Source organism: Laspinema olomoucense D3b (assembly GCF_025370785.1).
In the GTDB taxonomy this organism is placed as follows: Bacteria; Cyanobacteriota; Cyanobacteriia; order Cyanobacteriales; family Laspinemataceae; genus Laspinema; species Laspinema olomoucense.
This window is the reverse complement of the sequence record NZ_JAMXFA010000016.1, coordinates 58,620-83,021: the sequence shown is the minus strand read 5'-3', so window position 1 is coordinate 83,021 and position 24,402 is coordinate 58,620. Positions and strand designations below refer to the sequence as shown.

At 49.5% G+C, this 24,402-nt stretch carries 17 protein-coding genes; 11 read left to right on the top strand and 6 right to left on the bottom strand.

Features of this window, described 5'->3' with window-relative positions; genetic code table 11:
• Window positions 1-284: 284 nt before the first annotated feature.
• Window positions 285-623 (bottom strand): divalent-cation tolerance protein CutA, encoded by a 339-nt coding sequence (cutA, locus tag NG792_RS13825; protein ID WP_261235768.1) that lies wholly within the window; start codon window positions 621-623, stop codon window positions 285-287.
• Window positions 624-1,078: 455 nt separating this feature from the next.
• Here cutA and NG792_RS13820 point away from each other — a divergent pair, with 455 nt between their 5' ends.
• The 9 genes from NG792_RS13820 (at window position 1,079) to NG792_RS13780 (ending at window position 18,547) form a co-directional block, all read left to right on the top strand.
• Window positions 1,079-3,547, top strand: coding sequence for a DUF7925 domain-containing protein (locus NG792_RS13820; protein WP_261235767.1), 2,469 nt, complete (start codon window positions 1,079-1,081; stop codon window positions 3,545-3,547).
• A 179-nt stretch (window positions 3,548-3,726) separates the two neighbouring features.
• Window positions 3,727-4,251: a hypothetical protein gene (locus tag NG792_RS13815; RefSeq protein WP_261235766.1), complete on the top strand. Its 525-nt coding sequence runs from the start codon at window positions 3,727-3,729 to the stop codon at window positions 4,249-4,251.
• Window positions 4,248-6,905: a hypothetical protein gene (locus tag NG792_RS13810; RefSeq protein WP_261235765.1), complete on the top strand. Its 2,658-nt coding sequence runs from the start codon at window positions 4,248-4,250 to the stop codon at window positions 6,903-6,905. Before NG792_RS13815 ends, NG792_RS13810 begins: the two co-directional genes overlap by 4 nt.
• Window positions 6,906-7,079: 174 nt before the next feature.
• Window positions 7,080-11,597, top strand: coding sequence for a hypothetical protein (locus NG792_RS13805; RefSeq protein ID WP_261235764.1), 4,518 nt, complete (start codon window positions 7,080-7,082; stop codon window positions 11,595-11,597).
• A complete protein-coding gene (locus NG792_RS13800) occupies window positions 11,594-14,557 on the top strand; it encodes a DUF11 domain-containing protein (protein ID WP_261235763.1) in 2,964 nt (987 codons plus the stop codon). Before NG792_RS13805 ends, NG792_RS13800 begins: the two co-directional genes overlap by 4 nt.
• A 28-nt stretch (window positions 14,558-14,585) precedes the next feature.
• A complete protein-coding gene (locus NG792_RS13795) occupies window positions 14,586-15,152 on the top strand; it encodes a hypothetical protein (RefSeq protein ID WP_261235762.1) in 567 nt (188 codons plus the stop codon).
• A 154-nt stretch (window positions 15,153-15,306) separates the two neighbouring features.
• Window positions 15,307-15,924, top strand: coding sequence for a class I SAM-dependent methyltransferase (locus NG792_RS13790; protein ID WP_261235761.1), 618 nt, complete (start codon window positions 15,307-15,309; stop codon window positions 15,922-15,924).
• 397 nt (window positions 15,925-16,321) lie between these two features.
• Window positions 16,322-17,593: a hypothetical protein gene (locus tag NG792_RS13785; protein ID WP_261235760.1), complete on the top strand. Its 1,272-nt coding sequence runs from the start codon at window positions 16,322-16,324 to the stop codon at window positions 17,591-17,593.
• Between the two features lie 219 nt (window positions 17,594-17,812).
• A complete protein-coding gene (locus NG792_RS13780; protein ID WP_261235759.1) occupies window positions 17,813-18,547 on the top strand; it encodes an MORN repeat-containing protein in 735 nt (244 codons plus the stop codon).
• Window positions 18,548-18,730: 183 nt separating this feature from the next.
• Here NG792_RS13780 and NG792_RS13775 read toward each other — a convergent pair whose 3' ends face one another.
• Window positions 18,731-19,042: a hypothetical protein gene (locus tag NG792_RS13775; RefSeq protein ID WP_261199361.1), complete on the bottom strand. Its 312-nt coding sequence runs from the start codon at window positions 19,040-19,042 to the stop codon at window positions 18,731-18,733.
• Between the two features lie 287 nt (window positions 19,043-19,329).
• On the opposite strand from NG792_RS13775, the gene NG792_RS13770 reads away from it, so the two are divergent.
• Entirely contained in the window at window positions 19,330-19,884 is a 555-nt protein-coding gene (locus NG792_RS13770) for a hypothetical protein (RefSeq protein WP_261199360.1), read from the top strand.
• Window positions 19,885-20,055: 171 nt separating this feature from the next.
• On the opposite strand, the gene NG792_RS13765 is transcribed toward NG792_RS13770, so the two are convergent.
• Window positions 20,056-21,216: a Gfo/Idh/MocA family protein gene (locus NG792_RS13765; protein WP_261235758.1), complete on the bottom strand. Its 1,161-nt coding sequence runs from the start codon at window positions 21,214-21,216 to the stop codon at window positions 20,056-20,058.
• A 195-nt stretch (window positions 21,217-21,411) separates the two neighbouring features.
• Window positions 21,412-22,389, bottom strand: a complete 978-nt coding sequence (gene gshB / locus NG792_RS13760; RefSeq protein WP_261235757.1) for a glutathione synthase — start codon at window positions 22,387-22,389, stop codon at window positions 21,412-21,414.
• Between the two features lie 17 nt (window positions 22,390-22,406).
• Here gshB and NG792_RS13755 point away from each other — a divergent pair, with 17 nt between their 5' ends.
• Window positions 22,407-22,529, top strand: coding sequence for a hypothetical protein (locus tag NG792_RS13755; RefSeq protein ID WP_261235756.1), 123 nt, complete (start codon window positions 22,407-22,409; stop codon window positions 22,527-22,529).
• 117 nt (window positions 22,530-22,646) lie between these two features.
• On the opposite strand, the gene grxC is transcribed toward NG792_RS13755, so the two are convergent.
• Together grxC and NG792_RS13745 are read right to left on the bottom strand one after the other, a co-directional pair.
• On the bottom strand, window positions 22,647-22,916 hold the full coding sequence (gene grxC / locus NG792_RS13750; RefSeq protein WP_261199357.1) for a glutaredoxin 3: 270 nt from the start codon (window positions 22,914-22,916) through the stop codon (window positions 22,647-22,649).
• 371 nt (window positions 22,917-23,287) lie between these two features.
• On the bottom strand, window positions 23,288-24,187 hold the full coding sequence (locus NG792_RS13745) for a cistern family PEP-CTERM protein (RefSeq protein WP_261235755.1): 900 nt from the start codon (window positions 24,185-24,187) through the stop codon (window positions 23,288-23,290).
• Window positions 24,188-24,402: the final 215 nt, after the last annotated feature.

Here is a 24,402-nt window from a genome sequence, read left to right as displayed (position 1 = left end):
TTGGGGTTTTACCAGGATTGAGGGTGAGCTATTCGGTATGAAGGGGGGCGTTCTTTTTTCGTTCCCCTAGGCGTTGCCAGGGAGGGCTGTGCTCCTGTTTATACCCCCTTCAAGGATAGGTTGCTGTACCCTATTGGGGTATTATAGTCCCTGCTTTCAGGACTGACACTGCCTACGGGTGTTGTGGATTCTCTCTCGGGGGTCGGAATTGGCACGAGGAGGACTTTCCCCTAAAGGACCGTTTCTGGGGCTTAATTCTTTGGGTATTGATTGTGAGAAAAGTCTCAATCTCTCACAACTGACTCACTAATCCAGTTTAAGTAAGGCGTCGAACCTGCAATAATTGGGATGGCAATGATTTCGGGAACTTCATAAGAATGTAGGGATTTAATTGTTGATTCTAATCGGGTAAATTGACGCAAATCAGTTTTGATTGTGAGTTGCCATTCTTCTTCTTTATTAATTTTACCTTTCCAAGTATAAATTGAGTGAATCGGGGTAAGGCTCACACAGGCGGCTAACCGTGATTCTACTAAGGCTTCTGCGATCGCCTCCGCTTCGGTGCGCGTGGGGGCAGTGACCCAGACGATGCCATATTCTGGTGCTTCAATAGGGTTTTTCATGGGGCTTGTTTCCTCGGGTTTGCTGGATTGGCTAAGCTTCTAGGCTGTGATGGAGGCTATTTTATCGGGTTAGGGAACAAATTAGAAGTTTTGGAGTCTGGCATTCTTCACTTTCTTCACTCCTCGGGATGAAAATTGTAAAATTTTTGTAAAGAAATATTAAAGCTACTTGACATCACGGAGATAGATTAGGTTAAATAGGAGATCCAGGGGAATGAAAGATTAATTAAAGTAAAACACTTATAAACTGTTTAAACTGCAATTAATCCCAACAAATAAATAGAGGGTTTTAAACAGGGAAACCCTCATATCTTGATGTTAGGTTAAAGTTTATTTTTTTATACCAAGCCCTCGCTTTCCTCCCTTAATCAGGGAATTATTTGGACTTAGGTGGGCAGCATGAGCATCAGGGGCATCTACCAGTATCTACCAGTTACTCCAGGGTCATCTTTATTGTGGAATCCACTCAATACGCTGGAAAGCACCGGGCTAAGTACCCCTATTTAATCAGGATATTATTGCTGGGCGGGATGGGAATTGCGCCGCTATTTTTAGCCGAAGCATTGCCCGTTTTCGCTCAACTAACTCCAGCAGGAACCCCCATAGAAAACCGAGCGACGGGGAGTTTTGAAGACCCGCAAAATCCGGGGATACCGATTCAAGTTGAATCCAACACGGTCACGATTACCGTGGCGGAAGTTGCTGGAATTACAGTACAAGCAGACGGGATTACGGACGCCGATGGGGACGATCGCATCGACGTGGGGGACCTGCTTTACTTTCAATATGAGGTCACGAATGTGGGAAATGACCCCACTCGCTTTCGCATCCCCAATGAGGCGAATATCACCGGGCCCGGAACCCTCGGGGGTAATGTGGAAATTAGTACCGATGGGGGTCAAACTTGGATTCAGGTGACGGGAACGGAACTGATCACCCCCTCGGTCCCGGCAGGTGGTAGTATCTTAGTGCGAGTGCCGGTCACGGTCGGTCCTGATGCCGGAGTGGGTAGCGAAATTGCAGTCCAACTGGGGAATGCCCCCGGGGATGGGCAAAATGTGTCCCAAGACCCTGGGGTAGGGGATGTTTATACGGTAGATAACCCGAATGATGCGGTGCCCGGGGAAGTGGATGGACCGCCGGTAAATGGGACGCGGGGGGCAAGTGCGACCCAAAGAGTGGCGGTGCAAGCAGTCCCGTTAGCATTGGCGGCCCTGTATAAAACTCATGGGACGCCGGTGGAAGCGAATAATCCATCGGATCCGTCCGATGATGTGATTACTTATCAACTGGCGTTAGATGTGCGATCGCAACTTCCCCCAGGAGTCATAGGTTTTGTCCCGGGAGATTTAGCGCCGAATGAACGTTTCCCCATTAATGTTGATGGGAATCTGGTCAACCGGGTTCTGATTTCTGATGCGATGCCGGTGGGGACTCAATTGGTGCTGGATTCGGCAGTCGCACCCCAGGGATGGCAAGTTGTGTTTACGGCAGATGATCCGAACAGTGCCAATCCCTTGCAAGCAAATTGGCGGACGGATGTCGCCGCAGTCGGAGGGGTGGCCAATGTGCGACGAGTGGGATTTATTTCGGAAACTACCATCACCCGGGGCACGGTAGTCAGTGGATTTGAGTTTAAGGTCGTCACAAGCAAGATTGCCCCGGGGACAACAGCGATCGCCAATATTGCCCAGGTCTTTGGGGGAACGGCGGGGAATCCGGGCCGCCTGGTGTATGACGAATCCGGAGACCAAAATCCGAGTAATTTTAATGACAATGGGACATTACCTGTACTCGATGGGGAAGGGAATCCCGTTGTCTCCTCGGGGGTGGCCAATTCAGCAACCGATGGTAGTGACCCGAACAATAATAATACCGGCGCCGGACCGGGAGGGGAAGCAAATGTCCTCACCCTACCCTTTGCTCCTACTACCATTCAAAATGGTCCCCTTGGGACACCTGGGGCCGTTGGGCCGACGGATCAAAATGACAGTTTCACGAATAATGCGGTGGTCCCGCTGCCACCTAATTTAAGACCGGGAGACGAGATTTCCCCGGTTCCTCCCACGAATTTTGGCAATACGATTGTTAATCCCACGGGTCAAACCCTGACGATCGCCCCGGTTAACCCCAGCGATCGCAACTCGTTACCCCCAGGGACCGTTGTAACCATCACTTATGGGGGGCGAACCGTCACCTATACTTACGACCCCATCACCGGATTTACCACCTCAGATCCGCCGATTATCATTCCTGGAGAAGTTTCCCCGGCAGACTATCAAGTTCAGATTCGCTTGCCCAGTGGGGAAGTAAATACCGAATATTCAGTTCCGACCGCCGCCTTTATCGATACGGATGGTAATGGGACCTTTGGTCCCGGGGAACAAGGGGCGACGACGATAAACCGGGTTTATACCGGGTTTATCGAGACGATTAAAGAATCTCGCCTCCTCAAAGGGACGGGACCCGATGTGCTGCCCGGACAGGAAACCTTTAGTACCCAGGTAAAAACCCCGTCCCCCGGCAATATTATCGAATATCGCTTGACTTACAATAACTTTTCCACGGTTGGAGGTCCGGGGAATGTCACCCTAACCGCCCGAAATTTGGTGATTACCGAAGATGGCACAACCTATGACCCGGTGACCAATCCCCAAGGAAATAATTGGGCGTTAGATACGGACAACCTGGATGAGGATACCAATCTGACCACAGGAATTGATACCTCTCATGTGGTGGGGTCTGCGGTGGATTCAACCGGGGGAGAAATCCAATTGTTCCGGGGAACACCCGCCACGACGCCCACGGGAGAACAAAGCGGGACGACGGTGGAGACGGATGTTACCCGGTATGTCGTCCGTGTGACTCGGGAAATCGCCCCGGGAGAATCGGGAACCTTTACATTTCGCCGCCGGGTGAATTGACAAGGGTCATTGGTCATTGGTCGATGGTCATTCTCATGACAAACGAAAATTATCCATTCTCAATTATCAATTATCAATTATTTCAGTAATCAGGGGGGAAGGAAATGCAGGAAAACCCGTTCGTAATTTTAATGATAACTTTGGGCGTGATAGGGAATCTGTCATGGACGGGTTTGGCAATGGCATCGATTCCACCCGTTGACCAGGAGAATGCTACTGGCATCGGGTCCTGTGTTCCCGGGTCCTGTCCACTGTTCCTCACCCAAGGTAACCGGGTGCAAATTCGTCTGCAACTCTATCAACTCAGAACCGTTGAAGATGAGCAGGGGAAGGTCCAAAATGAATGGGTAGAACTGCCTGCTGCTGCATCGGTGCAACCCGGGGAGGTCCTGCGCTATACGATCGCCGCCGAAAACCAAACTGCTGAGGATATCCCCAACTTTATCCTCACCCAACCTATCCCGGATCCGGTGGTTTATATTCCTGACTCCTCCCGCATTGATACCGAGGCGGAAATTACCGTAAGCATCGATAACGGCGAAACCTTTGTTAAAAATCCCACAGTGGAAGTCACCTTAGAAAATGGACAGGTGGAAACCCAACCGGCACCCCCCGAGACCTATACCCACCTCCGTTGGACCTTGACTAATCCTCTGCCACCCACTGCAGTTGTGACCGGACAGTTTGAGGTGCGGGTGCAATGAAGCATCAACATTCTGGAGTGAGCAACTCCCAATCCAAATTGAGGACTCGTTCCCTGTTCTGGGGAGTGAGTGCCTCCCTCCTGGCGGGAACGGTGGGGACTCTGTTTATTAAAACTGGCAATTTTTCCCCAGCTTCTGCTCAGGATAAACCCCAATGTGTGATTCCAGGATACTTGCTGCAAAATGAAGCATCCTACAGTTACAGCAGCGATGGCATTAATCAGATTGAAGCGATTACCAACCCGATTAAAGATGCGGTCGTCGGGGGAGGACCCATCACCATTAATCCCGGGGGAATTCGGGATGGGGGAAATAATCGCGTCTCTGGTGCCTTTGCTGGTGTATTAGCGGATGAGTTAATCAAATTGGGATTTACTCAAGCAGAAGCAACTCGGGCGGTGATTGCTGTAACCGTTACCTTGGCACAGATGCCCGTTGAGTCGAGTTTCCGCAGAGTTGCGATCGCCGCGCGGACTGCGGTATTCCAAGCAGTTCCCCAGAAAGCATCCGCGATCGCCAAACTGCAACGCCCAGAAGCACAAGAAACGGCGATCGCCCTAACTGCTGAACTCTCCAAATCCATCCTCGTCAGCGATGGACTCACCGAGGCAGAAGCAGAAACCGTCACTCAACAACTCATCTCTACTATTGTCTCTGCTGGAGATAACGCACCCATTGACGATACCTTCCGCGCCGCCTTTCAAGCGATGGTTGCTGCTGCCCCCAGTCGCGAAACCCTCCTGCGCGACCTTGGCGAAGACTTTGTAGCAGAAATCCGCAACCTTCGCAACGGCGTTCGCAGTGGCATAGACCAAGGGGATGTCCTCTATTTTGATTTCACCCTCCGCAACCCCACCGATAGCGCCCTGCGCTTCCAAATTCCAGATGCCAATGCCGTTCAAGAACAAACCACTAACGGCATTGTCCGTGGGGTTAGTTATTCCATGATTGGCAGTGGTAGCGATGTCTTCCTCGTTCGCGATTGCTTCCCCGAACCCGAACCCGGACCCCTTGTCATTACTCCGGCACCGAATATCGACCCGTTACCGCAACCCGGAGAACAACCGCAACCGGGAGAACAACCGCCATCGGGACCCCCACCCACCATTACTCCGGCACCGGATATCCAACCCGAACCCCTTCCCACTCCCACCCCCCCCACCCCGCAACCGCAACCGCAACCCGTCACCACTCCCACCGATGTGATTGTCCCACCCGGTGGCGGTGTGCAGATTATCGTTGAGGTAGAAGTTGGACCCATTCCTACTGATGGCGGTGGGGTAACGGTTAACATTCCCACCCCTGTGGAAACTCCCGAACAACCTGCCACGCCACAAACCGTCATTATCACCCCCACCCTGCCTGGTACTCCCCGCCGTGAAGGACTGGGACGGGTTACCGGATGTGCGGGAGAACTGTTACCGGACTACAGCGGATTTAGAGTGGGACTGTACCAACCCAACCCTCAAGACCCCACGGGAGGAATTCAAGGGGTTGTCCCCTTGACTCCCACAGATATCCGAGGGGGACTCTCGCCTAACCTGGAAAATGCTAATCCTTTCTTTCTGACCAATGGGGAAGAAGGTACTTACAATTTCTTGCTGGATGTCTCCCGAGGTCAACTTGACCCCGGACAGCAATACATTTTCTTAGTCTCTCCCCCCTCCGGGAGTAACTACGCGGAACGTCGCATCCGCCTGGATATCGGTGCCAATAATAATGGCATCGTTTCCTATACCGCCACCGCCTTGGATGGACGTCCCCTGAATGTGGTGACGAACAGCACTTCCGCTACGGGCACGATTGATATTCGCGATCGCGATCAAGTCGGGTTGAGTTTAGGCACTTTTGACTTAAGCGCCACTCTGTGCGAAGCGCAGGAAATCCAAATCGAGAAAACCGGCGATCGCATCGCTGCCGAACCCGGCGATACCGTCATCTACCGTCTCGCCATCCGCAACCTTGCCAATACTCCCGTTACCGGCATCATCGCCGCTGACTTCCTCCCCCTCGGATTCCAATTCCGCGAGGATTCCGTCCGCGCCGAAATCTCCGGTCAGCGCATTGGCATCACCTCTACTCATGATGGCCGTTCCATCACCTTTGATGCGTCTAACGTCACCATTCCTCCCACGGAAGTCCTCAATATTGCTTACGCCGCACGCATCACCCCCGATGCCTTGCGCGGTAATGGTCGCAATTCCGCCTTCGCCAATGGTCGGCGTATCGATACCGGCATCCAGGTTCAAGATGGTCCGGCGATTCACTCCCTGCGCATCGCACCAGGAATTCTCTCCGACTGCGGCACCTTAATTGGACGCGTCTTTGAAGACTTCAACGGCGATGGCGAAAAACAACCCGATGAACCGGGTATGCCCAATGCGGTGATTTTCCTCGATGACGGCAACCGCATCATCACCGATGAACAAGGGTTGTACTCCGTCTCTAATGTCCTGGGTGGATATCGCACTGCAACCTTAGACCTCTCTAGCGTTCCTGGATACACCCTCGCACCCAACGAGTTTGTGAGTGAACGCAATAGTCTATCCCGTCTCGTGCGCCTCGAACCCGGAGGCATGGCACGGGTGAACTTTGCTGTAACCCCCGCTGCGGAGGAAAATCCTGCCTCCACCGTCGGTCAAGAAGGAGGTTAATTTAAAATGCATTTTTGTCATTTGTCATTTGTCATTTGTCATTTGTCCTTGGTTACGGGGTCGGGGGAAACCTTGTCCGAAATTCAGACAACTTTCGGGAATGCGTTCCCTGAAACAGTCGCTGATGTCACTGATTCCAGCAATATCTTGGCGGAAAGGACCCCTAACAGATTATTGTCAACAGAGCATCTGCAATCTGTAACCAACTCGGATGAAAAGTTGTCCGAAATTGAGACAACTTCTGGGAATGCTTTCCCTGAAACCGTCCCCGATGCTGCTAATTCCAGCAATATCCCCGGGGAAAACTTACCTCAGATACTGTTGTTAACAGAGCATCTGCAATCTGTAACAGGTTCCGATGAAAAGTTATCGGAAATTGAGACAACTGCTGGGAATGCTTTCCCTGAAATAGTCCCCGATGCCGCTAATTCCAGCAATATCCCAGGGGAAAACTTACCTCAGATACTGTTGTTAACAGAGCATCTGCAATCCGTTACAGGTTCCGATGAAAAGTTATCGGAAATTGAGACAACTTCTGGGAATGCTTTCCCTGAAACCGTCCCCGATGCTGCTAATTCCAGCAATATCCCAGGGGAAAACTTACCTCAGATACTGTTGTTAACAGAGTACCTGCAATCTGCAACAGGCTCCGATGAAAAGTTATCGGAAATTGAGACAACGGATCCTGAATTAGGGCCAATCTTCCCGATCGCCTCCAGTGACCCTGGGATGTTTTTGTCCCCAGAAATCATCCAAAATTTAGGGGTGCTGGAAACAAGGAGAAATTTTTGGGATTTTGAGGAATCTTCCAATATATCTGAACTTTCAGATAAAAAAGACCTAAAGAATGTAGCAACAAAAAGGATAACAAATGTAGCTTTTTCGCTTAATACACACGAAAAATTGTGCAAAATGGGGGTTTTTTGCATTAATCGTGCGGAGGGTGATGTTCTGACAAATGTTGTGACAAATGTAGCAGTTAGAGACAACAATTTACTTCAACTCACCCCTCCAAATGTCTACTCATTTGTAGACACAGAATTTTTTCAAGACGCCTATCCGATGAAATCGGCGCTATGGGTTGAAAATACAGAATTAACAAGGATTACTGATATTACAAACAGGTTAACAAATGTAGCTACAGTTAGTAGTCAAAGTTCGTTGAATTTAGCGATCAATTTGGGTGGGGGAGAAAATTCGGAAAATTCCCAATTTCAGACAGAAAACCCCCTTTCCCCCATTATAGCAGAAACCAATCCTGGGTCAAGAGGGACTGGGGAAAATTTGGAAGCTGCCACGGAGGCGATCGCACAATCGGAGAGTGGCATCCGGATCCTATCGCCAACCCCGGGGGAAATCTTGGGGGTTCCAGCAACCCCGATTATTGTGCAGTTTCCGGAAGGGACGGAAATCGAACTCCTGGTAAACGGGAATCCAGTATCTTCCGATGCAGTGGGACAAACGGAACGGGATAGTAATACTGGGATGGTGAGGCAAACCTGGGTGGGCATTCCCTTGCAAGACGGGGAAAATGCGATCGCTATTCGCGTGGTTGGAGCAACAGTCAACGAATCGTTAGTCACCGTATTTGTCGCAGGAGGAGCCGCAGAAATTGCCGTAGAAACCGTTGAGAAAAGAGTTCCAGCCGATGGACGGTCCATTGTTAATATTCAGGGACGGTTATTGGATGAAAATGGGAAATTAGTGGAACGGGAGACAGAGATTACCCTCAGTGCCAGTGCTGGAGAATTTATTGGGGAAGACCTGAATCTCGATCAGGCTGGATTTCAAGTACCCGTGATTGCTGGGGAATTTACCGCGCAGTTGCAGTCGCCTTTAGATGCTCAGACGGTGAGAATTCGGGCGGCAACAGATACAGAAACCATTGCAGGGCGATCGCTAGAAGCATTTACTCAGATGCAGTTCGATACTTACCTCCGTCCGAGTTTAGTCACTGGGGGAATTAACCTGCGATTTGGACGGCGAGGATTGGATTATTGGGGACGGTTGCGCGACTTTTTACCCCCGGATGAAAATAACGAGTTTAAATTAGATGTCACTGGTGCAGCGTTTGCCACTGGGGAGTTAGGCGGATGGTTATTTACTGGGGCCTATAATAGCGAGCGATCGCTCAATTGTGATTGTAGCGGAAACCGACGCCGGTTATTTTCAGATACCCAATTTACAGAGCAAAATTATCCCCTGTATGGAGATGCCTCAACCGTTCAGGCAACTGCACCTTCTAGTGATAGTGTTTTCCTGAGATTTGAACGGTCCTCAGCGGAAGAAAATGCTGGATTAGATTACTTTATGTGGGGAAATTATGGCACTTCAGAATTTGCCAACGAGTCCCAACAGTTCACCGCCTTAACCCGTGCATTACAGGGATTTAAAGGGAATTATAACTGGGGACAATTCCAAGTCAGTGCGTTATTTGCCAACGATGTTCAAGGATTCCAACGGGATGCGATCGCCCCCGATGGCACCAGCGGATTTTACTTCCTCTCTCACCGATTAGTCATCCCTGGCAGTGAAAATTTATTTTTAGAACTGGAAGAACTAGGACGTCCAGGAAATATCGTCCGGCGACAACAACTCAACCGAGGTTCGGATTATGAAATCGACTATGATCGCGGTTCAATTTTGTTTCGTCGTCCCCTCCTGCGAACCGATGTAGTAACCGTTAATGGGGTAGAAACTGTTGTTGCCAGACGCATCGTTGCCACCTATCAACATGAAGACTTAGATGGAAATACCAACCTCTGGGGAGGACGAGTTCGCTATAACTTTTCCCGCGATTTAAACACCCCTGGATGGTTGGGGGCCACCTACCTTCGTCAAAATCAAGGCATCCGAGATTTTGAACTTTATGGGGCCGATTTCATGCTCACCTTTGGTAAAGAAGCACCCGAAGAAATCACTGATTATCGAGAAGAAGAAGTACCCAACTTCAGAACCCCAGTCAGCGGCCAATTTATTGCCGAATATGCCCATTCCACCAACGATTCTGAACTTTTAGGACTCGTCACGGGAGAGGCGTACCGATTTGAATTAAATGCCATTGGCGGACCTTTTTCTAGTCGCTTATATTATCGAAATACCGATGAAGGATTTGCCAACGATGCCACGGTGAGTTTTGTGCCAGGACAAACGCGGTATGGGGCTTTATTAAATAGTCGGTTAACAAATACAACCTTGTTACAGTTTGCTTATGACCATGAGAAAAACTTTGGCAATTCTCCCCGTCCGATTAGTGTGATAGAGGATTTCTTAACCCCCAGACGAGAACCCATTCCAGGGAGTGGACTCAACAACTCGCTAACTACCATTTCTGCCGGATTGCAACAGACCATTGGACGGGCAAGTTTGGGATTAGATTGGGTGTGGAGAAACCGCAAAGATGAGGCAGTCAGCAGTCCTTTAGATGCGACCTCTTCTCAGTTGCGATCGCGCTTCTCTATGCCGATTACCGATACGATTAGCATTCGGGCGCAAAATGAATTTAACCTCTTAAAAGAAGAGGATGTCGTCTATCCCGATCGCACCATCTTAGGGATAGATTGGCGCTTAGTTCCCGGTGTTACTCTTGAATTGAATCAAGTCTGGTTTACTGGGGGAGAATTTGAAGACAATTCTATTACCAGTCTCAACCTCAATGGGGATTACAACGTTACGGAAGATACCATCGTTACCGGACGCTATTCCTTTATTGATGGACAGACAATGGGTGCCGCATTAGGATTACAACATGGGTGGACAGTCTTCCCGGGATTTCGAGTTAATTTTGCTTATGAACACGTCTTTGGTTCCCTATTCAGTCGCACAGGTTCGGGAAGTGAATTTGCTCAACCTTATGCACCGGGACAGAGTGCTGCGGCATTAGGAATTCTCAGCGGAGACAGTTACAGTGTAGGGTTTGACTATACCGGAAATCCCGACTTTGCTGCCAGTGCCCGATATGAACATCGGTTTTCCAGCAGTGGCAACAATACGGTGATTTCCGCAGCGGCATCGGGTAAAATTACAGATTCCTTGTCGGTCCTCACCCGCTATCAACAGGCATCGTCATCAAATCAATTGTTTGATGAAATGGGGGATACAGTGAATTTGCGAATGGGGTTAGCCTATCGCAATCCTAATAGTGATAAATTTAATGCATTATTGCGGTATGATTATCGTCAAAATCCGGCGTTGATACCCGATTCGATATTATTTGAGTCCGGGACGCGATCGCGAGACCATACCTTTGCCTTAGAAACCATTTATGCCCCCAGTTGGCGATGGGAATTTTATGGAAAAACGGCATTAAGGCAAAGTACCTCATACCTCGCCGATGATTTAGCAGGCACAAGTTTAGTGTCCTTAAATCAGTTAAGAGCAACCTATCGATTAGCATATCGCTGGGATATTATGGGCGAAGGCAGATGGATACATCAAACTAATGCGAATTATGATGAATGGGGAGTGGTAGCAGAGGTGGGATATTATTTAACCCCGGATTTGAGACTCGGGTTAGGGTACGTCTTCGGCAAAGTCAGCGATCGCGACTTCAATGGCGATCGGTCCGCCTCCGGTCCTTACCTAGGCTTAACCGTCAAATTAAACGAACTCTGGCCCGGATTCGGTCAAGTCATTCCCCCACCAGCAAGGGAGCAAACTGACATAGAAGGGACGGGAGGGGAAGAAGAATGAAACGAATTGCCATAACCCACCCCCTATTTTTACTGCAATGTTTCATTGTTGCTCTATCCTCCTGCGTGTTGCCTTCTTTACCCGCTCATGCAGAAGGGAGTTTGCAATTGGTGTACGATACAGATACCAATTCCTATAGACCGGGAAAACGTCCTTACTTACAATTTTTGCCTGGAACTACCCTAGGTGGAATACAATTTAGCACCACAATTAAAGTCTACGCTCAAAATAACGAGACTCTCAATCTGGGGTCTAGTGCAATGGGGAGGGGTCCGAATGGAGATATTATCGTGCGACCACCAACGGGTGGTCCTGTGAGTTGTTTAAACGATATTAAACCCACTGTAGCTCCTGCAATAGCTGATTTTGGGAGGATTGACAACCCTACTGAAGAATTAAATGGACCCTTTCCCACTACGGGAGGTTACAGGCCCTGCGTAATTAATGTCAATCAAACCGGGGTGTGGGAAATCGATTTTGTCAGTCCCAATTTTGCTAATGCTGCCAATCCTGCCGACAGCGCCACCAATGAATGGACTCAACTCAACAACGTTTCCTATGTGGCCGCTTGGGATGTAACGGTGCGAAATAACGATGGTGTCGTCATTCCGGGGCGAGCATTTACAAACTCCTTAGCAATGATCACCGGAGACAATGACAGATCAATCCACTCCAATCTGTTCGTCCAAACTACCGACGGATATCAATATCGGGTAGATCTCAATGGTCTCGATCCTAACGGATTTGTCTTCTTTGCCAATAACAAAGGATTTTTAGAAGCGTCAACCCGGAATCCACTGTATCGTTCCATTGGACTCAATGCTGGTTTTGCTCTTCCCCCCGGTGTTACTTTGCACCTACCCACCACTGCCAATAATCCAGCAACTGGAGACTCCACCCATCAAATTTTCTTTAACCCGCCGGATACAGCAGTTCGTATTGCCACCCTCAATATCGATAATATCAATAACTTTCGATTTGAAGGTTCGGAGGGCAATACCCTGGGTCAGGCGGGGACATCACCCCTGGGCGGTTCTTTCAAATTTACGCCTCCCTCAGCAGGGACTGCAACTCTGACTATTGATGCGAATGGGAATAACAGTTTCAACGATCCAGAAGATGTCCAACTAACACAATACGTCCTAGGCGGTTTAGAGGCGCAGATATTTTGGGATGGAAGGGATAGACTGGGAAATGTAGTGCCTCCTCGTAACATCCCCTATAGAGTGCAACTAACGTTCCCGTTTGGGGAGGTTCACTTCCCCCTAATTGACCCGGAAAATGATAGTAACGGAATTATTATTGAACGTCTGAATCCTACGCCTGATTTTACCCTCTATTTCAATGATGACACGACGACGCTCGCTCCCGGCCCGATCAATGCCGGTCAAAATAATAGTTCGAGTGATCCCCGACCCCACAGATTTAGTGGTCTCTTTGGTGACCTGAAAGGCATTGATCGCTGGACTTTTTTCACGCCTCGACCAGTAGCACTGACAGGGGGAATTTTGATCGCTGCCGCTGACCTGAAAATCACCAAAACTCGGACCCCAGACCCCGCAGTTGCTGGGGGGAATATTACTTATACCATTACCGTCACTAATGCCGGACCCAGCAATATTACTGCGGTTTCCCCGGCAAGGGTCTCAGATATCTTTACCGCCAATGGCGATACCGTTATCAACCTGAATTGGACCTGTGCAATTACAACGCCCAATAATACAGCGGGAACTTGTATTGATGCGACGGGTACGGGGAATTTGTCCAATGCCCGATTAGCCCTCAATGCAGGGGCTAGTGCCCAATACACCTTGACTGGAATAATCATCCCTACCGCAACCCAAGCGATTGTGAACCAGGCCACTGTTACTAGACCGAATGATGTGGCAGATCCCGTCAATGATGACACTGACGCAAACAATAATAATAATCGCACAGAAACGGCTACGGTAACCGTCCCCTTGACTTCCGGAAGTCCACTGCTGGGGGTGGCGAAGGCAGCAGGAACGCCGATTGATAATGGCGATCGCACCTTTACAATCCCTTATACTCTAGTCGTGAGAAACTACGGAAATCTCCCCCTCACTACTCTCCAGGTGACGGAAAATCTCAATGAGACTTTCGCCAATCTTACCTATATTCTGGAACCCAATTCCCTATCTAGTCCGACTCTCACAGTTAATCCCAGCTTTAATGGCACTACAGATACCAATCTCCTCGAAGCGGGCAATCCTAACAATACTTTAGCAGTGGATACAGAGGCCACGATTAATTTTGCCGTGCGTGTTACCCCTGGCAACAATCTCGGTCCTTTTAATAATCAGGTGACTGCTTCGGGCGTCACTCCCGGGGGTACTGGGGTTAACGATTCGTCTACCAATGGCGCAAATCCCCTTGGCAATAATACCGGGGACCCGACCCAGAGTAATGAAGTAACCCCAGTCACTCTGCGCGGCAATCCCAATCTGGAATTAGAAAAGCGGATTACTCGGGTGAATGGCGCGGTTGTGGGTCAGAGTGAGAATCTCCCGGATTGGCCTACTAACCTTGTGCGGGGTGTTGCCAGTTCCAATACGATTCAACCGGGAGATGAAGTCGAATATACAATCTATTTCCTCTCTGCTGGGAGTGGACCGTTAGAGAATGCAACGGTGTGCGACCCGTTGCAAGATTTTCAAACCTTCCGCACGGATACGTTCAATGGTCAAACTCCGACGGAAGGAACATTTGGGGCTGAGGTGGGGATTGCTTTGGCGTTAAATCCTCCCAACCCGGATTTACCGACGGCCTACCTCAGAAGTGCGAACAGTGCGAGTAACCGAGGCCGATTTTATCCTTCAGGAACTACAGCACCTCCAGTCTGTCGTCTGCCGAATGTGAGAGGAGCAGTTGTGGTGGATCTTGGTAGACTGGGGGTGGGTGACTATGGGTTTATCCGCTTCCGCGTTAGAATAGATTGAGCGAGTGTTGGGGAGGAGGTAGTCGCCTGTGGCATTGTCTAGGCATTCCCTCCCTTCCCAGTTATCCCAGCCGATCGCCGGTGTATTTATGACTTCTTTCCCTCATCCCATCCCCACAGCACTGTTCCCCCGAATGGCATCGGGGATGGCGATCGCTGTCCTAATTTCCGCTTGCACTCCCACCAATCCCACCGTCCCTACCCAATGGCAGACTTATCAAAATCAGCGCTTTGGGTTCGAGTTTCCCTATCCCCAAGATTGGGTCGCCCTTCCTCCCCCCACGAATCAGGATGGACGTGCGTTTCATGCTCCAGATTACCCCAATATCGAAATTAGAGGATGGGGAACCTTGAAACTCACTGGATTAGAGGAAGCCGAGGAAACTCCAACGGTTCCTAAGTCTAATTTCACCACGGAACAAGGATTACCGGCATGGTTAGAGGTGGAAGTGGGGACCGAAGAAAGTGTGATGAGAATGACCCTGGAATCGGGCAATGTGATTTATACTTGGCAAGGCCGATCGCCTAAAGACCGATTTGGGGAATATTACTCTTTATTTTATGCGATCGCCCAAAATTACCGCGTCACCCCCTAAACCCGCCAGACTGCCGCATCCTTGGAATAAAACCCGTTAAAATAATAAACCTCTTGCCAAATAGTGGAGAGATCCCCCCAACCCCCCTTAATAAGGGGGGCTTGAGAGAATTTTGCAAGAAGTCTATTATCCTCAACTTTAGGAAAACCAAACTGTGACTCACCCAGAAATTATCAAAAAACAAAAACTTTTTGACCGTTGGGCATTGAGCTATGATATCCTGTTTACGACAATCTTTTATCAAGCCATTCATAAAAGATTGCTGAATTATCTGCAATTGCCAGATTCTCCCAATGTGCTAGACCTCGGATGCGGGACGGGCAGATTGCTCGATCGCCTTGCGGAAGAATTTCCCACCCTGCGCGGCACCGGATTTGACCTTTCCCCCGAGATGATTCGCCAAGCGAGACAAAAAAAGCGCGATCGCCATCGTCCCCGGCTGATTTTCATCCAAGGAAACGCCGAACAACTCCCCTTCGCCGACCAACAATTTGATACCGTTTTCAATACCATTAGTTTTTTACATTACCCCAATCCCAGCCGCGTTTTATCGGAAGTCTACCGCGTATTGTCCCCAGGTGGAAACTACTACTTAGTCGATTTTATGATGCCGAACAAAACTGCTTCAGGAGTTTTGGGCGGATCCCCTGCCAATCTCCGTCTCTATCCCTTGCAAAAGCGCGAACAACTCGGCATAGAAGCGGGATTCTGCTGCATCGGACATCACTCCCTTCTCGGACCCGTCTGGCTGACTATTTTTACTAAAATATAGGGGAATTTCTGCCAGAAAAAAGTTTTCACCTCCCGGCAATTCTCGGGTTGAACAATTAGAGTACAATAGGCAGATGAACAGAGTAAGTTTAGGTCTTTTTGCCCGATGTCCAAGCGCCATAATACCAGCGCTGCACCCGTGCAAGAGGCTATTTTCTAGCAACTGGCTGCCTATTTTCCGGTTCCGGACCCCAAAGCAGCCCTGAACCTAGAATAAACGATAGAATCAGCGATCGCCTGTCTTATCCTAATTCGGTGTTTTTGTCAAGATAAAGTTGGCTTAACAAACCGGGCGATCAATAAAAAATGGAGCCGACCGTGCGGAATTACTCCTCGGGTGATGAAGCACTTTCAAGTTCATCGGCTATCTTTGTACTAAATCCTAATAATCAGCGGCCATGCGTCAACTTTTATTAAAGGTGTCAATTGGGATGCTCGTCCTCATCTTGAGTGCGTGTGGTGGTGAACCGGAGACTCCGGAAGTCGTCGCCCCCGTCGAGCCCCCTCCCACGGCAACGGGGACTCCACCGGAACCCCCAGAAGCAGCAGAACCAACCAAATCCCCGGAATTTGAAAAACCTGTGGTGCCGCAGCGCCCGGATCCCACTTCCATTGGGAATTTAATTCCACCCACCAGTCCAGATGAGCGGGTGCGGAAACTGGAACAAGAAAAGGCCCGACAGGGGCCGGAGAATCCCTTTGGGATACTCGATGTCCAGCCGGTACCCGTCACCCCTACAGCGGGTGCAGCCGTCGCGATTCCTAGAGTTCCAGAATTTCCCAGCCGTGCGGTTCCTGATCTTCCAGAATTGCCGGTGGCGATCGGTCCACAATTACCGCCCCGTCAAGCAGTCGCCCAAGCTCAACCCTTTCAACCCTTCCCCGGACCAGGGGGAGGAACTGGAAATGCAACTGGCCCAGGAGCCAGACCCGGACCAGGGGGAGGAACTGGAAATGCAACTGGCCCAGGAGCCAGACCCGGAAGGCCCGGGCCTTCCGGGCCTCAAATTCCTGCCCTGGTTGGACAAGGGGTTCCCTCCCTTCCTGAGTTACCTGTGGGAATTGGCCCAGAACAACTACCGCCAAGACCGAAACCCCCCGTACAGCAAGCGGCTGCTGGTCCACCGGCTCCCCCTCAACCCCCCAAACTTCCGCCTTTAGTGGCACGAGGGGTGCCAAATCTTCCCGAACTGCCCGTGGGAATTGGTCCGGAACAACTGCCTCCGGTGGTGGCCCAGGCACCTGCGGGTCCTCCTACTCCGCCGTCACTCCCGCCTTTAGTGGCACGAGGGGTGCCTGGTCTTCCGGATCTGCCCGTCCAAATTGGTCCAGAGCAGCTTCCTCCCCCACCACCACCGCCAGTCCTGCCACCGCCTCCTTCTACGGATTTAGCCCAAGGCACGGAAGTGACTGGGGTAATTCGAGCGGGGGGTCAAGTGCAAATTATTGTTAAGGCTCCCAATGAGGCCACTTCGCGCTATGTGAAGGTGGGCGATCGCATTGCTCTAGGCGAGGTGCTGGTTAAAGAGGTGCAAAATTTAGATTCGGCTGACCCGATTGTGATTTTGGAGCAAAACGGCATTGAGGTCAGTAAAGCGCTTGGAGAGCAAGAACCCCCGGAGGCTACTCCCGGTGGGGTTAACTTGGCTAATGCGGCCTTAAGACGTTAATGGGGTGGTCAAGGAGATCTAGCTAACCCCTGGGCTCAGAGTGCCAGATCGGGGATTCACGAGGCGATGGCACTCCGTGGTACTGATTGCGTTCATGATTTGAACCATGACCGCGATCGCCTCATTCTCTGGGGTGAATCTACCCAATTGCAGAAGAAATCTTCGGTTTCCAAAACTTAGAATAGATAATAACCATGCACATAGGAGAACGTTAGGATTATGACTGACTCTCTCAAAAAGATAGGAATGACGATGTTTGTCGTCTGTTTGATGCAGATTGCCAGTTCAATCGGGCCTATATTGACCGCCAGTGCACAAGAAGAGGGGAGCGAGGAGTATGTCCCTCCTTCTTGTATCGGAGACGCTTCGGCTGGCCCAGTTAAGTGTAATTACAGGGGTGGGGATAACTATTTCGGCTCTTTTTCTAATGGCGTTCCTAACGGTAGAGGCATCTATGTATATGCCAACGGCGATCGCTATGAAGGACTCTTTAGTGGGGGTCGTCCCAACGGAGAGGGAACCTTCATCTTTGCCGATGATGCCCGCTATGAAGGTACATTTGAAAATGGCAATATTGTGAGGGGGACAGCTATTTTTATTGATGGATCCCGCTATGAAGGGCCTTTCCGTCTGGTTCGGGATGTGGCTACGGATGTGGTTAGCTCTCAACCTGCCGGACAAGGGCAATTTGTTTTCACCAATGGCGATCGCTATGTGGGTGAATTCTTTGCGGGACAGCCCTTTGGTCAGGGCACCCTCAACCGCGTTGATGGAACCCGCTGCCAAGGCCGGTTTTTTAACGGAAACTTAGACGCGAATGGCAGTTGTACCTTCCCCAACGGCACTCGCTATGAGGGAGAATTACGTCAAGGTCTTCCCCACGGTCAAGGTGTCCTCATAGATAGCGCTGGCAGACGCTTCCCCGGACAGTTCCGAGAAGGCAAACGGATTTAATTGGACTGCTCATGGGTCCGATTCTCCTGGGGAGAACTTCAAGCGGCGCGATCGCCTATTAAAACTAGAGCATTAATACCGAAAACCCCAAGCGATTAATCACTTGGGGTTTTCTTAATTCTAGCTCCTATCATTTGGTGAATTGTTCCTTTGGTGAGGCTCACTCAACCCTAAATAACTATTCTAAATAACATTGCCCATTCGGCTGTTTAAGTGGGCAATAAATTCTTTAAACTCTTGCTCCCGACTTTGACCTAAATCGGTTTCTAACCACTTCTGAACCGACTCCTGGACTTGTTTAATTCGAGTGTGGCCCGAACGATATTCATCGATCGCTTGGACCAATTCGCGATCGGATAAATTTTCCACTAGGGTGTTCAGATATGCTGCAGCAATCTGGGCTACTTCTGCTTCAGTTGCAGGGCCATCAGTTCCCTGGGTTTGATGTAATCTCATCGCGAGGCGATTTAAGGCATCATAAGCTTGCTTGTTCATTGTCCCATCTCCACTTGTCTATATGCTATGGATTGAATACCTCAGTCTGGGGTCACTCTCCCGGGGTCTTGCACTGGAGCAATATCCTAGAGTGATTGCGCCGTAAAGGTTTGGCCCAGATTCTAGCCCTCAAATTCTCCAAAACGGTTGATCTTAACCCTACCCATAGGGATAGGTGGGGAGATGACTCCGCTAAATATGGAGGGGAAAAACTTAAAGGTTTTCTTAATCCGGCTAAAATCCTTTTGGCTATATTCTAATCGTATATACTGATGGAAAAAATGTCAATGTTTGATGACAAAAAACAATTTCACCCCGGTCAGAAGGTGGTCTGTCGCACGGATCCCCAGCACTCCGACTGGTATGAGTGCCAGATTTTCGAGATTGCGGAGGTCTGTGAAACTGATGAAGAGTGCTACATCCGGACAACCTGTAATCGAGTTTTAGGGACTGAGGAGATAGAGGCAGTCGGGTCACCGAGTAAGCGGGGGCATCACCCTAACTCCAAGGCAAATTTGAAGAAAGGGCCAAAAAGTCGCAAAAAAAACCGAGTCCGCAAGTTGTTTTCCCTCGCCCCGGAAACGGTGGAATGGTTGGAAGAGCAACCGATTCCAGCATCCCAGGCGATCGACAAGTTGGTGGAACTGGCCCTGGCAACTTCGGCGAGTTGTACAGAACTACCCCAGGTGGGGTCTAAGGTGGAAATTTTAGAGGGTCCCAAAGCAGGTCGGATGGGACGGGTTCGCAAAGTAGGGGTCCAGGTGTGGATTGAGGAACTTCCTGGCGATCGCCCTGTGGAAATGTTACCCTCTTATCCGCCTTCGAGTTTGAAAGAATGCTAAAAAATGATTCAGTTTCATGTTTGTAGTAACGACTTTAGTCCTTATTAATTTCGGGGAAGAAACGACTGAAGTCGTTACGACACACTGGGAAAGATAAGGACTTAAGTTGTTACTATAAACAAACTGGGGAAAGATAACGACTGAAGTCGTTACTACAAACTTTTTCTGTGTTTAACTGCGTGCTAGATAGTCATCAAAATGGGGGACAGTGACCCAGGTGCCGGTTTCGTGGGATTCATGGGTGAGGTCCATGAGGAGTTGAGAATAGACACCCTCGCGTAAGGAAGGGGCGATCGCCCGTCTTGCTTCAATCCCTCGGACCCAATTATCCACCACGCGAATAAAAGGGGCAATGCGTCCATCGGGGTAGGTTTTAGAAAACTCCAGACGGTGGGGAATCGCTAATTCTGATAAAGACTCCCCTGCCGGTGCACCCCACAATTTAAACCCATGTACATAATCTTTCTGATTGTCACTGCCGAGGACTAAGGTACCGCGATCGCCATACACTTCTACCCAATGTCCTCGTCCTTGGTAAGTTGCTGAACTCAAACTCACTTGGATAGGAGTTCCCTCAACCAATTCCAACATCAGCAGACAACTATCATCGGCATCCACAGGTTTCAGTTGTCCCCCCGCCTTGGGATCCGGACGTTCGGTCACTGCGGTACTCAGGGAGGCACACAAGCGTTTTACTGGCCCAAATAACCAGGAAATATAATCAAAACAATGGGACCCGATCGCCCCTAGGGCACCGCCCCCTTGCTGTTTTTGAGAGTACCAATTCCAAGGCCGACTGGCATCAGCGCGAGAGGATACTAACCAATCGATTTTAATTAACCGAATTTGTCCACAGTATCCATCATCTAATACCTCTTTAAAACGCTGCCAGGGTGGAACAAACCGAAATTCAAAATCCATCGCAGTGACGACACTGTTAGCATTTGCAATGCGATAGAGTTCTTTCGCTTCCGATGCTGATAGAGTGGTGGGTTTTTCCAATAATAAATGCTTGCCCGCTTCTAACAGAGGTTTGGCCATTTCATAATGCAAAAAAGGCGGGGTAGACAGACTCACTGCCTGGACTTCGGCCATTTTGGCGATATCGGCGATCGCATCCGTCGCCAGGGGGATATGATGAGTCGCGGCGATCGCCTCCGCCTGATCAATATCCCGATGATAAACGGCGACAACCTGCGTCTGAGGATATTCTTTCAATCCGGGAATATGCACTTTTTGTCCAAACCCCGTCCCCACAATCGCGACACCAATTGGTCCCGGTGCATAATTAGGCCCCGTAGGATAAGAGGAGGAAGTTGATAAGTTGGTCATAAGTCTTTCGTCTTTTGTTGTTGGTCATTGGTCATTGGTCATTGGTCCTTTGTCATTTGTTTGTTTTTGGTCAGTGGTGAGCAGAGGGATAGAGGGATAATGGGAGAGGGAACGACTGAAGTCGTTACTACGAACATGGACCCCATCCCCCCATCAACCAATGACCAATGACCAATGACTAATGACAATTCTCCCCTATCTTTCTCTTACAAAACTCTCCACCCAGTCAATCACTTGATGCCCTAAGCGTTCATCATTGGGGAGATATTTATCAATTTCTCGAATCCCTGTAGGACTGGTAACATTGACTTCCGTTAAATAGCCTCCAATCACATCTAGGCCGACGAAATATAGCCCATCTTCTCGCAATTTTGGGCCGACTTCAGCGCAGATTTGTCGTTCGCGAGGGGTAATCTCTGTTTTGACCGCTAGACCTCCCACGGCCATATTCCCACGAAATTCGGTGCCACTGGGAACCCGATTGACTGCGCCGATGGGTTCACCATTGAGGAGGATAATACGTTTATCTCCTTGTTTAGCTTCGGGGAGATAGGTTTGGACCATTATGGGTTCTTTGCCTTGTTTGGTACTAATTTCAATCAGGGAATTGAAATTTTTATCTTCGGGGTCTAAGAATAAAATTCCTTCCCCAGCTTTTCCCCCTAATGGTTTGAGAACCGCTGCGCCTTTTTGGTCTAAAAAATTGCGAATGACGGCTTTACTTTGACTGACGATGGTTTCAGGAATGACGGAGGTAAACTGGAGGGCATACATTTTTTCATTGGCCGATCGCAGTCCTTTTGGGGAGTTGACGACGAGGGTTTTATCGGGGTGGATGTAATCAAGAATGTAGGTTGCGTAGAGATAGGGAATTGTAACGGGAGGGTCGGTTCGCATGAAGACGACATCCATTGCTTCGAGAGGATGGGAACCGTCGGTTTGGATTTGGTACCAGGGGTTTGCCGCTATCCAGCGATCGCCTGCACGTTCGATCGGTTGGAGTGTAACTCGGTCGAGGATTGCCCAAGCTTTGCCATTCACGACGCTGAGTTGATGCGCCTCAGTTATCCAAACCTCATGTCCTTTCGCTTGGGCGGATTCCATCAGCGCGACGCTGGTATCGTGGGTGGGATCTAGTTTTTGGATCGGATCGATGATGAAGGCAAATTTCACGTTTACTTCCCTTGTGAATGATTCCCTGGGTGGAGCTTTACCTATTTTATTTAAGCGCTAAACGGGACAAAAAAGCGATCGCCCCTCGGAGGCGATCGCTTTTTTTGAGTGCTATGTCGGTCCTAATTCCCCTAGAGTAGGGGGACCGGATGAGATTCCCAGGACAAGAACCCAGCTTATTGCCTCAAAGAAAGGTGCTTTCTTGGCACAAATTTTGTGGTAATACGCGGTTGTCTTCGCTTTCCTGTACTCCCGGACTAAACCGATTCCGGTTGCAGCAGGGGATCTAGCTGATTTTTTGCATCTAGGGCGTGCAAATCGTCGCATCCCCCAATATGGCGATCGTTAATAAAAATTTGAGGCACAGATCGACGCCCATTTGCACGGGTTGCCATCTGATCCCTTGCACCTTCATCCCCATCGATGCAGTATTCCGCATACTCTACACCTTTGCGATCTAACAGCGCTTTCGCCCGTAGACAGAAGGGACACCGACTCCAGGTGTAGATTTCTACGTTAGGTTTCATAATTGGTTCACAGGTCTGAGCAATCTGATGTTTACTCAATTGTAACGGGACTGCTCACCCCCATTAGTTTTCTGACTCGGACTAATTGTTACTCAGTGATTCAACCGGGCAGAACTCCTCCAACGAGGACCCCCTAAAGCAGGTTCATCCCATCCCTTTTTTATAAAAATTGCCTACTTTATTGATTAATAACTAAAAAGCGATCCAAATAAAATTTAATTACAATTAACCGATAGGGCAGAATTAAACAAAAAAACTCCCCACGAGGCGGGGGAGCGCCAAAGCACCCAGTTTGAAATTTATAGAGCTTCAAACAGCTCCCCTTATTCACAATTAATTTATTCCTTTATCGGAACTGATGATGCTAGGGTTTAACCTTCAGTTTGAATCAGAGTTTCCGGCTTTTTTTTTCCATATCTAAGGGTTCCAAGTCCGACCAGTAACAGCGCCGTAGTCATCGTAGGTTCCGGAATCTGTGTCGGATTTTCTGGGGGGACGCCGATATCAATCGTACCCCGACCCGTGCCGCTGGCTCCTGCAAAGGTCTCTCCATTAATACTTTGGTAGCGAACGCCGAAGTTGTTCATCGCAAAGGTTTTGACATCACCGGAGAGGGCTAGAGTGGCCTTGAATTTTCCAGTTTCGCCCGTGGAGACGCCGCCATTGGATCCACCTTGGCAGGTATTGCCGTCGGTAAAGCAGACATCAATGTCTCCAAACTGATTGGGAAAGGAGCCAGATCGGTCATTCTCAAAGAGTCCTTCAACCCGAGTCTTGCCGGAACCTGAGGCCGACCCAACGCCCACCAGGGTCATAGCTGACCCGAGACTTGCACCGTTAAAATTCCAAACATCAAACCCTAACGCTGAGGTGCGGGAGGAGATGCCATTGCTGGAGTTGTTGGTGAGGGACACATCAAAAATAGCCTCGGTGTTGCTGCCAACGCGATTAAGGCCTAGGAACTTAAAAATGGCCTCTGAGGATAGTCCCGTAACATCTTTTGTGCTTACGTTTCCGTTAAAGTCAATAGTAAATTCTTTGCCAACATCGCTGGCAGAAAGACCTAGGGTTTTACTGCCGTCAAAAAGAGTAAAAGCTGAGGCCGATGCGGCGACAGTCAAGGAGTAGACCCCTATGGAGCCAATGACTGATAGTCCTAATGTAAGTGGTTTGAGTAATCTAAACATATCTCTTTCCTGAATTCTACCAGCATAATGGGTGAAATCGAACCGACGGTTGTTGCACTCTTGCTTGGCTGTTTTAGTGAGCATATTTATGCCACCCTATTAGGCACTTGCACTAAGCGACTGAATTTGTTAATCCTTTGACCTCTTTAAGCAATAGGCCAAACTCCCATTTTGCGGAGCGTATCGCCGGTACTCCATCCAACTGTATCCGTCCTGCCCTAAGTCTGTCCATAGTTTTCTCCCAGCTTTGTAAAATCTTTATATAAATAAACTTAATGGTAGAATTGGTACAGAGTTTG